Source organism: Methylosinus sp. C49 (assembly GCF_009936375.1).
Lineage (GTDB): Bacteria > Pseudomonadota > Alphaproteobacteria > Rhizobiales > Beijerinckiaceae > Methylosinus.
In genome coordinates, this window is record NZ_AP022332.1 from 2057528 (window position 1) to 2070180 (window position 12653).

Genomic DNA, 12653 nt, shown 5'->3' on the forward strand with positions numbered 1-12653 from the left:
TGATATGCGCCGATGTTCCATTTTCGAGGTTTGAGTGAGGCGTCATGACCATCGTCCGCGAGAAATTCGCCATACAACTAGATCGGGACGTGCCGGCGGCGATCCGAAAGCTTGCCAAGCGAGAGGGGCGGCAGCTTCCGTCGATCGTCAAGGACGCTCTCGGCGCCTATAGCGAAAAGCATAATAAGGCGCGACGGCGGGCGCATGTCATGTCCGCTTATCAGTCGAGTCTGGAGCGTTATGGGCTGCTTTATGCGAAACTCGCCAGATAATGATGATTTTCGTTCAGGTGATCATGAGTCGCTTGTATCGTCGTTCGGGGTCGTCGGCTCATCCTGCCGATCAAACTCGAAGCGGCTTTGAGCCTCGCTCGGCGGGAGTGGAAGGTCGGCAATGCCGATGACTTCGAAGCGGCCCCCCGCCATTTTCTTAATATGAGGGTCATCCGAGTAGATGACTGTCGCGCCTGCGACTGCGGCTATCGCAACGATCTGATCGTCGAATTTCGCCTTCGCGCGGGTAGCGCCCTCATTTTTCTGACCCGAGGCGACACGTTGCGCCTGGGTTGCTGCAAACTCGATCGCCGCCCGCTCATCAAATCCTGCAATGCGGAAGTACCGCGATTTGTGGAGAATCGTGAGCCACTCCGGCGCGGCTTCCCGCCCCTTGACGAGGAGTTCGCCGAGAGCGGGCGTCGGGATGACGATCTTGGCTTTGTCCCGCTGTAGCGTCGCGATCAAGAAATCTAGGCGATCCTTGCAGTTGGAGACAGGTGCGCCCGTAGTGGAGTCAATCGGAGCTTTGGCCTGTTCGTCGAAGAAATAGACGAGAATGTTCGTATCGAAGGCGACGATCAATTGGCGTCTCCGTTGCCGTGACGATCCTCGAGAAGCTCGCGAATAGGATCTGGAACCTCACGCCATGTGCTGCCCTTCACCTTGCGCAAACTCGCGACGACCTCCGACAACGGCCTGTCTTCGAGTTCCTCGAAATCATTGATCCTGAAACTTTTCAATTCCCATGTGCCGTCGCCATGACGGAACCATGTACCCTCGCCATGAAAACGAAGAGTCGCGCCGAACAAATGGTGCCGTAGCCGTAGAGCGATCGACTCGCTAGCCACAAGGTCGGTGAACTCCATCGCGCCGTCGCGAATGTGGACGTGCTTGGTATCGTCCTTGCCGCCGATTCGGAAAATTTGCCCATCCAATGTGCTGTCTTGACGAAACGGGCCAAAGACAAGCGGTTCCGAGCGCGTGCGGCCAGGGAAGGGAATTATGATTGCGCCGTCATCGCCCGCGAGTGCGCCACTGGCGTTGTCCTTGCGGAGTAATTCGTCGAGCGCGTCGTATGCCTTACGCGCATCCTTCGGGCCGCCACCATCTCGAACCGCATAAACGCGCTCGCGAACTTTGAGTTGAGCGGGCTCGTCCACCCGGGCCTTCAGCCTGACTGATCCCGGGATGATTGCTTGGAAATGAACGTGCGCACCCTCGCCGAGCAGCCTAGCGAGCGCGGTCATGTATTCCGCAAGACGCTCCATCGGGAGCGTTGCAGGCGTGTAACTATCCGCGATGCGGAATTGGTATTCGCCGCTCATTTCGTTACGCCTTCTTGCCTCCCGTACTACCATGGAGCGAATTGACAATATGTTTCGTCGCCGCCGTCGAGACGGCATTAAAGAACGAATATAGAACAGTCCGGCCGTCTCGTCGACCCCGCACGATTGCGTTGTTTCACCCCAACCTATCCCCGAACAAAAACTCCATCGCCCGATCCAGCCTGATATGCGGCAGCGGGAGAGGCTCCTTGTCGCGGCCGAGCGAGGCGATCGGCGGGCGGAATTTTAAAAAACGGAAATCGGCGTCCTCCTCGGCCAGCGCCAGAGCGTCGCCGCGGAAGACATGGCGCGGATCGGCCGGCAATTCGCCGGGGAAGATCGCGCCCTCCGCCACGCCGTCGAACACGTCGTCGCCGATGCGCTCGCCCTCGATCGGCGTGCCGACGATGGCGGCGAGCGATTCGCCGTCATGCTTGACGATGGCCTCGCGCGTCGCGCGCACGGCGGCGAGCGCGATCACGTCTATGGTCGCGCCGACGCCCTCGGCCCGCTCGATCGCGCGCGAGGTGAGGTGCCGCAGCACGGCCTCGAGGCGATCGTGACTCGTATGGTGGAGATGGTCGGCCTTGGTGGCCGCGAAGAGAATGCGGTCGATCTTCGGGCGGAAGATGGTCGAGAGCAGATTGGAGCGGCCGGTGCGAAAGGCCGTCAGCACATCGGCGAGCGCCGTCTCGAGATCGCGCACGGCGGCGGGGCCGGAGTTCAGCGCGGCGAGCGCGTCCACCAGCACGATCTGCCGATCGAGCCGCGCGAAATGATCGCGGAAGAAGGGTCGCACCACATGGGTCTTATAGGCTTCGTAGCGGCGCTCCATCATCGCCGCTAGGCTGCCGGACGGGGGCGCCGAACTCTCCTCCGCCGGCAGCGGCGCGAAGGTCAGCGCGGGCGAGCCCTCGAGCTCGCCCGGCATCAGAAAGCGTCCCGGCGGCAGAGTGGAGAGGGCGAAGCGCTCCGTCTTGGCGGCGCGCAGATAATTGGTGAACAGCGCCGCGAGCTTGCGCGCCACATCCTCGGAGGCGGGCTCCTGCGGCTCGACGCCCGCCGTCGCGCCGCGCCAATCGGCGGCGATGGTCGCGCGCGCCGCCGCGGAGGCGGCCTCCAGCGTCTCGCGCGACCATTGCGCATAGGATTTTTCCAGGAGCGGCAGGTCGAGCAGCCATTCGCCGGGATAATCGACGATGTCTATGTCCAGCCGCGCCGGACCGGGGCGGAAGCTCGACAGCAGACCGGCGGATTTGCGGTCATATTCCAGCGTCACGCGCAGCTCGGAGATGCGGCGCGTCGATTGTGGCCAATGGCGATCGGCGCCGGTCAGCGCGGAGAGGTGCTCCTCATAGGAGAAGCGCGGCACGGCGTCGTCCGGCTGCGGATCGAGATGGGCGCTGCGCAGGCGATTTTCGGCGGCGACGCGGAAGACGGGCAGCTGATTCTTGCGGCCATGCGCGGCGTCCCGCGCGGCGACGGCGCGGGTCAGATGATGCACTAGTGAGGTGATGAACACCGTCTTGCCCGAGCGCGACAGGCCGGTGACGCCGAGCCGCAAGCGCCCGCCCGCCAGAAAATCCTTGAGGCTGGCGGCGGCGACGGTGGTGTCGAAGAGAAGATCGGAAATCTGCGACAAGGTGGCGGCTCGGGTGTGCGGGTCGCCTCTCGTGTAACAAGCGGCCGGCGATTTGGGTAGGGCGCGCAATGTTCGCCAGCGCACAAACGCCAGGGAGAGCGGCGGCTAGTCTCCACACATCGCAAACGACGCGAAACACGAAACGGAGAACATCAATGAAGAAGCTTTTCCTGACCCTCGGCCTGATCGCCGGCTTCGTCTTCAGCGCCGCCGGCGCGCAGGCCTTCAATCCGCAGCCCGATCCGCCCGGCGTCCACGGCGGCGACGAGTGAGGGTTCGTAGAGGCCGCGGTCATCCGCGGCCTTTTCGCTTTTGAAGGGCTCAGTCCGGCTCGTCGGCGATTCCGCCGCGCAGATCGCCCGGCGTCACGAATCGCTCGAGATGGCCGGCGCCTTCGCCGACCATCGCCCAATCCTCGGCGTCGAAATCCAGCACTGCCAGCGCCGCGGTCGGATATTTGGAGCGCATGCGGGTGAGCGCCTCGGGCTCGCCGTCGGAGGCGAGGGCGGAGGCGAGCTCGGCGAAGCCGGGATTATGCCCGATGGCAAGGAGAGTGGAGATCTCGGCCGGCGTCTGACGCACGGCGTCCAGCAGCCGATCGGGCGTCGCGAGGTAGAATTCATCGTCCAGCCTGTGCTCGACCTCCTTGGGAAAGGCCTCGAGCGTCAGATCCAGCGTGCGCTTGGCGCGGCGCGCGTCGGAGGCGACGGCGAGATCCGGCGCCAGCCCGGCCTCGGCCAGATAGCGGCCGACGGAGCGGGCGTCCTCCTCGCCGCGCTTCGTCAGCGGGCGCTGGCGATCGCCCCCCGCGGAATGGGCGTCGGCTTTGGCGTGGCGCAGCAGGATGAGACGTCGCATCATTCTTTCGGCCCGATCGCTAGACGGCGGCCCGGAGCGGGAGCGCCCCGAGCGGCATTTTTTCATAAAATCGCCACGTCGGCGCGCCGGAGCCCGTCCGGCCGAAATCACTCTTTGCCGATCATAGCGAAAGTTTCGCGACGCGGCGCGCCCATATGCGTGGCGCCGCCCGCCGGTCCGGCGAGCGAAATGCCGCGCCGATCCGCTCGCGCGCGAGGTTTTCGAAGCGCCTCGGTTGCGCTATAGCATTTTCCCCGATGGCGCCTCGCCGCCATCCCGCGCGCGCGTGGACGGAATCTCGCGCGCGTGGCGGACATCGAGGATTGCGGCGCTCGCGCCGTGGGAACTGGGGGAAGGAAACGCATGATCCGCGAATTCCAATATCGTGGCGAAACTTTCAGGGTCAACGCGCATGGCGTCGCCGGTCACGAGGAGGTGTTCATCATGCACCTCGTCGACGGCGAGGAAGAGGGCGAGATCTCCATCGATCGCATGACCGAGGAGAACGACACCAGCGCGCCGATCGACGCCATCTGCGTGATGCTGTGTGACAAGCTCATCATCGAGAACAGCATCGCCGTCGCCGATCCGGACGGAGCCTTCGCCTGGGTCGAGATGAAGACGCAGCGCGACGTGCTCCCCACCCGCGACGATTGGGCCACGCACTGAGGCGGCGCCGGCCCGCCGCGAGCGTGGGCCGGCGGCGAGTATTCTTTGTCGAGAGGCCGCCTCGTGCGGCTTCTCGACGAAAAGCGGCGCGCAGCCGCGCCACGGATTTTACGCATGAGCTTCGACCCCGCCGCGCCTGCGGCCGAACGGATCGATTTCACGCATTTTTTGGCCGTCGACATTCGCATCGGCACGATCGTCGCCGCCCATGCCTTTCCCGAGGCGCGCAAGCCCGCCTACAAGCTCGAGATCGATTTCGGCCCCGGCCTCGGCGTGAAGCGCTCAAGCGCGCAGATCACGACGCATTACGATGTTTCGACGCTGGTCGGGCGTCAGGTGGCGGCGGTGGTGAATTTCCCGCCGCGCCAGATCGGCAAATTCATGTCCGAGGTGCTGACGCTCGGCTTTCCCGATGAAAATGGCGATGTGGTGCTGGTCGCGCCGGAACGGGCCGTGCCGAATGGGGCGCGGCTGTATTGAGGGGCGGCGGCTCGCCGCATTATTTGAAGATGTTGAACCAACCGAACAGATCGACCAGAGACTCGAATGTCTCCAGCCAGCCATTCCAGGCGAATATCCGCTCTCGAATCGTCGGCGGTTCTTGTTCCGACATCGTCGTGGCGGAACCCTCGTCCCGCTCCCCGCGAATTGAAATTTCGATTTTGTATGCTATTGTCATACGCATGAAAGAGCAATCCGCAGCAACCTCCGTCCTGAGCGTGAGGGTCTCGCCCGCCGAGCGCGCTCTGCTCGAGGAGGCGGCGGCTCAGTCGCGCACGACGTTGAGCGAATTCATGCGTCGCAAAGCCGTGGAGGCGGCGGAGGCCGAGGTGCTCGAGCGGGGCGTCGTCACCATAGCGGCGAAAGATTGGGAGGCGTTCGAGGCGTGGCTCGAACGTCCCGCTGAGCCGATAGCTGCGCTTTCAGCATTGGCGCGGCGAGCGCCTTCTTGGAAAAAATGAAGATCGCGGCGCCGTCGCCGCCGCGGCCGCTCCGGGCAAGCGACGACCGCAGCCGGTTCGATTGCGGGCGAGCGTCGCTCAATGACTGGTTTTGCCGCCGCGCGTGGATCAACCAGCTCAATGACGTATCGCGCGTCAATGTGATGACGGCCGGCGACATGGGCCTCATTGTCGCCTATGTGGCGATGAGCGCGGCGCAGATCGAGCGCGCCTATCTGCCGAAGCCGCAGCAACGCAATCGCCCCGATCCCGTGCCCGTCCTACTGCTCGGACAGCTCGCGGTGGACAAGGCCTGTCAGGGAAGGGGATACGCCGCCGACCTTCTCTTCTTTGCTTTCGAGACGGCCCTGCGTGTTTCCGAGAGCATCGGCGGCGCCGGCCTCATCACGCATCCGCTCGACGACAATGCGCGGAGCTTTTACGCGCGATGGGGGTTTTGCGAGCTGCCCCATGATCCTCGCCGCGCGATGATTATTCGCATGGCCGATTTGCGGCTGAGCTTCGCGGAGCGTCGCTGAGGCGCTCGTCTCACGTCTGTCCCGGCCGCAGCCGATAGAAGATGTGATGGCCGATCTTGTCCATCTTCTTCAGCTGCTTGGCCCAGCGCGGCTTCACGTAATTGGCATGGTAATGCGTCGAGCGGCCGACGTCCGAAATATAGGTGTGCCCGTTCATCACCTCGTCGGCGACGCGCTGCGCTGTGGCCCATGAGTCGGGCTCGGTGACGCGCAGCTTGCGGCCCTCGCAGGCGAAGGAGAATTGGCAGGCCTTGTAATGGCTGCGGTTCTGATAGACGACGCCGCAGACGCTGGTCGGATAGAGGCCCGAGGACACGCGGTTCAGCACCACTTGCGCCACCGCCGCCTGGCCCGCCTCCGGCTCGCTGCGCGATTCGAAATAGACCGCCTCGGCGAGGCAGCGCTTCTCGCGCGCCAGCTTGTCGGGGTCGATGAGCGAGGCGTAATCGGGCGGCGTCTTCATGTCTTTCAGCGCGTGCGAGGGCGCGAAGGAGGCGACGGCGATCGGCACGGCGTCGGGCTGCGCCGGCGTCGAGGAGGCGAGCGCCGCGGCGCGCGCGACCTGCGGCGTCGCGCCATGGGCGGCGCGCTCGCGCATCGCTTCGGAGATGCGCTGCGTCGTCGCCGACCCTCGCTGCGAGGGCGAGGCCTGGCCATTGCCGCGCTGCGTCGTCGGCGCGCCGCCGGAATCGGCGGGGAGATCGGCGGCTTCCGGCTCGGCGAGCGAGATGGTCGTCGTCTCGCTGTCCGCGCCCAGCGAAACCTCCACTGTCTCGCCGTCATTGCGCCGCGTGTCGAAGGAGGGGCGCATGGCGATGACGGGATCGCCCTTTTTGGTGCGATCCACCTCGGGGAACGCCTCGGCGTGGGGCTTCAGCGCGGCATGCGGCTCGCGCTCGTCGGGCTGCGCATGAACGTCCTCCTGCGAGCCGATGGCGAGGCGCGCCGTCTGCAGGCGCGCCAGATGCGGCGCTATGTTCCAGCCTTGCGAAGGGTCCTGGCCGGCGGCCGCGGTGAAGGACACCAACAGGCCAGCGCCCAGCCACCAGGGCGCGATGACGCCTATGGCCCAGCTCACTCCCGACCGACGACCCATACGCTGACGCCCCGTCTCGACTCGCGAAGCGTGGCCGAAACGCCACACGCAAACGCAGAAAAGCTCACGGGGAAAACTTATCGCGCATTAGGCTTGCGGGTCGGTTAAGGCGGCGCTCCTCGCATGTCCCGCTTTGGATCATTCGCCGAGAAGATGCGCGACGAGTTCGCGCGTCTGCGCGCCATGGCGATGCTCGAAGAGATAGATCGCCTGCCATGTGCCCAGAACCAATGCGCCGCGCGACAGCGGGATGGAGAGCTGCGTCTGTGTCAGCGCCGTGCGGATGTGGGCGGGCATATCGTCCGGGCCTTCGGTGTCGTGCTCGTAGAGCCCGTCGCCCTCGGGCGCGAGCCCTGCGAAGGCGCGCTCGAGATCGCGCAGCACGGCCGGATCGGCGTTCTCCTGAATGGTGAGCGAGGCTGATGTATGCCGGCAGAACAGCGTCAGCAGACCGGTCGTCAGCCCCTCGCCGCGCGCCCAGGCGGAAACGACGCGGGTGACGTCGTAAAAGCCCTTGCCGCGGGTTTCGACGTGGAAATGGTGGAGCGATTGGCGCATGGGGGAAATGTGCGGCCGACGCGCCGCGAAGTCCAGCGTTCAGGCGAGCGCGCCGGATGCGGGATGCGGATGGCGTGGCGCGGCGGCTCTTTCTCGGCTGCGTCTCTCCGCGTTCCAGCGCAGCAGCGGCTGCTCGAGAAGGCGATGGCTCGCGGAAGCGATCGCGACCGTGAGGAGAAAAGCGACGCCCTTTTGCGCGAGACCGAATTCGGAGCCGCTGGCGATGAAGAGCGCGAGAATCGGCAGATGCCAAAGATAGACGCCATAGGAGATGGCGCCGAGATAGGCGAGCGGCCGGTTCGAGAGGATGCGGGCGGAAAGCGACGCTGGATTGAATCGGCAGTCGATGACGACGATCGCCGAGATGACGGCGAGCAGAGTGTAGCCGAAGATCGCCAGCGCGACGCCGTCTATGTCCGTATAGGCGCCCAATATCGGCATTGCGGCGAGCAGCGTCGCCGACAGCGTCGGCCGGGTCCTCAGCCATTCGACGAGAGCGGCGCGCAGGCGAGGCATAGACAGCGCCACGGCCAGAGCGCAGCCGACCAGCAGCTCGTCTATGCGCGTGTCGAAGCCGTGATAGATGCGAAACATCCGTGCGCCGTCATAGAGGACGAGCCAGCGCCAGAGCGTCACGACCGCGACGCCCATGAGGATCGCCTTCAGAAGGTCGGAGCGCGACAAGCGCGTGGCGCCTGCGGCGAACAGCAGGGGCCAGCTCAGATAGAATTGCTGTTCGACCGCCAGCGACCAGGTGTGGCAGAAATAGAAAGAGTCGCCGAAACGCTCGATGAAGGCGCGCTTCCAATTGCTCGTGTAGGTGAGGACGAAGGCGAGGTCGCCCGGCAGCTCATGGGGCGGGATGGAGAGAGCGGCGACGATGACCGTCGTTCCCAGCGCCATCGCCCAGAGGGCCGGCGCGAGACGAATGGTGCGGCGCAGGAAAAAGGAGGAGAAGCGATAGCTTCCCGCCTCCAGCTCGTCGAGCAGGAGCGTCGTGATGAGATAGCCACTCAGCACGAAGAAAATGTCGACGCCGACAAAGCCGCCCGTCGGCAGATTGTGCCAGTAATGAAACAGGATCACGAAAAGCACGGCGAGGCCGCGCAGGCCGTCCAGAGCGGCCGCTCTCGAATTCATCATTGAAACGCCTCGAAATATTACGGGAGCCGTCTGCGACAATCCCGTAAGTAGTCTCGGCGAGAGTTCTTAACGAAAGGTTGTGCTCACGCCGTGCTCACCGCCTCCTTGCCCAGCGCCGCCTGCGCCGCGGCGAGGCGAGCGATCGGGACGCGATAGGGCGAGCAGGACACGTAATCGAGGCCGACGCTCTCGAAAAAGGCGATGGAGGCGGGGTCGCCGCCATGCTCGCCGCATATGCCGAGCTTGATCGAAGGGCGAACAGCGCGGGCGCGCTCGGCGGCGATGCGCACCAGCTCGCCGACGCCTTGCTGGTCTATGGTCACGAAAGGATCGGCCGGCAATATTCCCTTTTGCGCATAGGCGCCGAGAAAAGAGCCGGCGTCGTCGCGTGATACGCCGAGCGCCGTCTGGGTGAGATCATTGGTGCCGAAGGAGAAGAACTCCGCCGTCTCGGCGATCTCGGCGGCGCGCAGACAGGCGCGCGGCAGCTCGATCATCGTGCCGATGTGATATTTGGGCGAGAGGCCGGTTTCGTCCTCCACCGCTTTGGCCATCGCCCTTATGCGCTCGGCGACGAAATCGAGCTCCGCCCTCGAGAAGACCAGAGGCACCATGATCTCGACCATCGCCGGAACGCCGGTCTGCGCGGCGGAGGCGATCGCCGCCTCGAAGATCGCGCGCGCCTGCATCTCGGCGATCTCGGGGAAGGCCACGGCGAGGCGCACGCCGCGAAAGCCGAGCATGGGGTTGAACTCGGAGAGCTCCTTGGCGCGCTGGCGCAGCTTGGCCGGATCGGCGCCCATGGCCTGCGCCACCTCGGCGATCTCGGATTCCGTATGCGGCAAAAATTCATGCAGCGGCGGGTCGAGCAGGCGGATCGTCACCGGCAGGCCGGCCATGATCTCGAACAGCTCCTGAAAATCGCCGCGCTGGATCGGCAGCAGCTTGGCGAGCGCGGCGCGGCGGCCCTCGACATCATCGGCGAGGATCATCTCGCGCACGGCGACGATGCGATCGTCCTCGAAGAACATATGCTCGGTGCGGGCGAGGCCGACGCCCTCGGCCCCGAAGCGCCGCGCCGCGCGCGCGTCGGCCGGAGTCTCGGCGTTGGCGCGCACGCGCATGCGGCGGGCCTTGTCCGCCCATTCCATCAGCACGGCGAATTCGCCGGTGAGCTCCGGCTGGCGCATCTTCACCGCGCCGGCGATCACGCGCCCGGCCGAGCCGTCTATGGTGACGAGATCGCCCTTGGAAAAGCGCCGCCCGGCGATGGAAAAGCTCTGATCCTCGTAATTGACGCGGATCGCGCCGACGCCGGAGACGCAGGGCTTGCCCATGCCGCGCGCCACCACGGCCGCGTGCGAGGTCATGCCGCCGCGCGTCGTCAATATGCCCTCGGCGGCGTGCATTCCGCCGATATCCTCCGGGCTCGTCTCGACGCGCACCAGAATGATCTTGCGGCCCTGCGCGGAGAGCGCCTCCGCCTCCGCGGCGTCGAAGACGATCTCGCCGACGGCGGCGCCGGGCGAGGCGGGTAGACCGCTGGCCAAGATCGTCGGCTTAACATCCGGGTCGATGGTCGGATGCAGCAATTGGTCGAGCGACAGAGGATCGATGCGCAATATCGCTTCGTCGCGGGTGATGAGCCCCTCATTGGCCATATCCACGGCGATTTTCAGCGCGGCCGGCGCGGTGCGCTTGCCGGTGCGCGTCTGCAGCATCCAGAGCTTCCCGCGCTCGACGGTGAACTCCATGTCCTGCATGTCGCGATAATGCTTCTCGAGCAGAGCCGAGACGTGGCGGAACTCCTCGAACACATCCGGCAGCGCCGCCTCCATGGAGGGGCGGGCGGAGCCGCCGGCGCGGCGCGCCGCCTCGGTGATCGATTGCGGCGTGCGAATGCCGGCGACGACATCCTCGCCCTGGGCGTTGATGAGGAACTCGCCATAGAGCTCGCGCACGCCGGTCGAGGGATTGCGGGTGAAAGCGACGCCGGTCGCGGAATTATCGTCCATATTGCCGAAGACCATTGCCTGCACATTGACGGCCGTGCCCCAATCCTCGGGAATATTGTGCAGCTGCCGGTAGATGACGGCGCGATGATTCATCCAGGAAGAGAAAACCGCGCCGATCGCACCCCATAATTGCTCGCGCGGCTCCTGTGGAAAGGGGCGGGCGGTCGCTTTCTCGACAATCGTCTTGAATGTGTCGACGATAAAGCGCCAATCATCGGCCGAGAGATCGGTGTCGAGCGAGAGGCTCTTCTTCTCCTTATAATGCTCGAGCGCGTCCTCGAACTCGTGATGCTCGAGTCCGAGCACCACGGTCGCGTACATTTCGATGAAGCGACGGTAGGAATCATAGGCGAAGCGCTCATTGCCGGCGATCGCCGCCAGCGCCCCGACGGTCTTGTCGTTGAGGCCGAGGTTCAGCACCGTATCCATCATGCCGGGCATGGAGGCGCGGGCGCCGGAGCGCACCGAGACCAGCAGCGGCCATTTCGACTCGCCGAAGCTATGGCCCGCGAGCTTGCCGAGACGCTCCAGCGCAGTGTCGATCTGCGCGCCGAGCTCGGCCGGGTAGGTCTTGCCATTCGCATAGAAATGCGAGCAAACCTCGGTCGTTATGGTGAAGCCAGGGGGGACCGGCAGGCCGAGCCCGGCCATTTCGGCGAGGTTGGCTCCCTTGCCGCCGAGCAGGTTCTTCATCGCGGCCGCGCCTTCGGCCGCGCCGCCGCCGAAATTATAGACCCATTTGGTCATAGCATCATTTTCCGGGCGCCACGCTGCGGCGCAACATACAAGAACCGGACCGCCGAGAGCTTCCCACGAAGGTTTCGCATATTCGAGCTCACGCTCGCAACCGGCGGCGTCGGGAATGGCCGGCGAATGGCCGGTCCTTGTCGCAAAATAGGTCGGCCGAGACGAATATTCCGTGAACAGCTCGATGTTTCGTCTTATCCCGGGCGCCTGAACACAGTTCAGCAAGTAGGGGCGAGGACGACCTCCAGCGTTTCATCGAACCCCGTATCCGCGACGACGATCTCGACGTCCTCGTAAGGTCGCCCTTCCTTCGGCTGCGAAGCGAGTCTGTCGATCATGGCGCGTCGACCTCGAATTTCGACGAGCTTTCGACCATATTTCGACGCCCCCCTGGCAAAAGCCGTCGAGCGTGTCTTTGACGAACTCGCAATCCTTATCCGAGAGTCGAGACGAAAGACGTCGGTCATTCAGAAGCCTCGCATTTGCGTATCGCAGGGACGAAGCTATCATATTGCCGCACCACGTCTCGAGCGTTGGTGAACGCAGAGCCGACGAGGGGGCGCCATGCGAGACGACGAAGACCGCCCGCGCTCGGGGCCTGGAAGCAGCAGGACCGTTTCGCATGAGATCGGCCAGCCGCTGGACGCGCTCTCGGTCGCCGAATTCGACGAGCGCCTCGCGCTGCTGCGCGCCGAGATCGCGCGGCTCGAGCAGGCGCGCGCCGCCAAGGCGGCCTCGCTCGCCGCCGCCGACGCGTTTTTCAAGAAATAGATCGGCGATTTGCTTTGCCGGGCCGCGCGCCTATAGGTTGGCGCCTGTTTTGGCTCCCGCCGGCAGGGCGATTC

Annotated in this window: 14 protein-coding genes; 6 read left to right on the plus strand and 8 right to left on the minus strand. The window is 64.9% G+C overall.

Annotation, left to right across the window (positions count from 1 at the left end):
• Positions 1 to 44 precede the first annotated feature (44 nt).
• Positions 45 to 272, plus strand: coding sequence for a hypothetical protein (locus GYH34_RS09895; protein ID WP_161913430.1), 228 nt, complete (start codon positions 45 to 47; stop codon positions 270 to 272).
• Positions 273 to 293: 21 nt separating this feature from the next.
• On the opposite strand, the gene GYH34_RS09900 is transcribed toward GYH34_RS09895, so the two are convergent.
• The 4 genes from GYH34_RS09900 to GYH34_RS09915 form a co-directional block, all read right to left on the minus strand.
• Positions 294 to 857: a hypothetical protein gene (locus GYH34_RS09900; protein WP_161913431.1), complete on the minus strand. Its 564-nt coding sequence runs from the start codon at positions 855 to 857 to the stop codon at positions 294 to 296.
• Positions 854 to 1600, minus strand: a complete 747-nt coding sequence (locus GYH34_RS09905) for a hypothetical protein (RefSeq protein WP_161913432.1) — start codon at positions 1598 to 1600, stop codon at positions 854 to 856. The genes GYH34_RS09900 and GYH34_RS09905 overlap by 4 nt, the downstream gene beginning before the upstream one ends.
• Before the next feature lie 136 nt (positions 1601 to 1736).
• On the minus strand, positions 1737 to 3242 hold the full coding sequence (locus tag GYH34_RS09910; protein WP_161913433.1) for a YcjX family protein: 1506 nt from the start codon (positions 3240 to 3242) through the stop codon (positions 1737 to 1739).
• Between the two features lie 321 nt (positions 3243 to 3563).
• Positions 3564 to 4103, minus strand: coding sequence for a histidine phosphatase family protein (locus GYH34_RS09915; protein WP_348983888.1), 540 nt, complete (start codon positions 4101 to 4103; stop codon positions 3564 to 3566).
• 360 nt (positions 4104 to 4463) lie between these two features.
• On the opposite strand from GYH34_RS09915, the gene GYH34_RS09920 reads away from it, so the two are divergent.
• The 4 genes from GYH34_RS09920 (at position 4464) to GYH34_RS09935 (ending at position 6249) form a co-directional block, all read left to right on the plus strand.
• Entirely contained in the window at positions 4464 to 4769 is a 306-nt protein-coding gene (locus GYH34_RS09920) for a hypothetical protein (RefSeq protein WP_161913434.1), read from the plus strand.
• A 114-nt stretch (positions 4770 to 4883) separates the two neighbouring features.
• A complete protein-coding gene (locus GYH34_RS09925; protein WP_161913435.1) occupies positions 4884 to 5249 on the plus strand; it encodes a tRNA-binding protein in 366 nt (121 codons plus the stop codon).
• 203 nt (positions 5250 to 5452) lie between these two features.
• Positions 5453 to 5731 (plus strand): DUF1778 domain-containing protein, encoded by a 279-nt coding sequence (locus GYH34_RS09930; protein ID WP_161913436.1) that lies wholly within the window; start codon positions 5453 to 5455, stop codon positions 5729 to 5731.
• Positions 5728 to 6249, plus strand: a complete 522-nt coding sequence (locus GYH34_RS09935) for a GNAT family N-acetyltransferase (protein ID WP_161914970.1) — start codon at positions 5728 to 5730, stop codon at positions 6247 to 6249. The genes GYH34_RS09930 and GYH34_RS09935 overlap by 4 nt, the downstream gene beginning before the upstream one ends.
• Before the next feature lie 10 nt (positions 6250 to 6259).
• Here GYH34_RS09935 and GYH34_RS09940 read toward each other — a convergent pair whose 3' ends face one another.
• From GYH34_RS09940 to ppdK, 4 genes are all read right to left on the minus strand, one after another.
• On the minus strand, positions 6260 to 7345 hold the full coding sequence (locus tag GYH34_RS09940) for a cell wall hydrolase (protein ID WP_174242391.1): 1086 nt from the start codon (positions 7343 to 7345) through the stop codon (positions 6260 to 6262).
• A gap of 138 nt (positions 7346 to 7483) precedes the next feature.
• Positions 7484 to 7903 carry a secondary thiamine-phosphate synthase enzyme YjbQ gene (locus tag GYH34_RS09945; RefSeq protein WP_161913437.1) on the minus strand — a complete coding sequence of 140 codons (420 nt, stop codon included), beginning with the start codon at positions 7901 to 7903 and terminating at the stop codon, positions 7484 to 7486.
• Between the two features lie 39 nt (positions 7904 to 7942).
• Positions 7943 to 9046, minus strand: a complete 1104-nt coding sequence (locus GYH34_RS09950; protein ID WP_161913438.1) for an acyltransferase — start codon at positions 9044 to 9046, stop codon at positions 7943 to 7945.
• 83 nt (positions 9047 to 9129) lie between these two features.
• A complete protein-coding gene (gene ppdK / locus GYH34_RS09955; protein WP_161913439.1) occupies positions 9130 to 11808 on the minus strand; it encodes a pyruvate, phosphate dikinase in 2679 nt (892 codons plus the stop codon).
• A 564-nt stretch (positions 11809 to 12372) separates the two neighbouring features.
• Here ppdK and GYH34_RS09960 point away from each other — a divergent pair.
• Positions 12373 to 12579, plus strand: coding sequence for a DUF1192 domain-containing protein (locus tag GYH34_RS09960; RefSeq protein WP_161913440.1), 207 nt, complete (start codon positions 12373 to 12375; stop codon positions 12577 to 12579).
• The last annotated feature ends 74 nt before the right edge of the window (positions 12580 to 12653 follow it).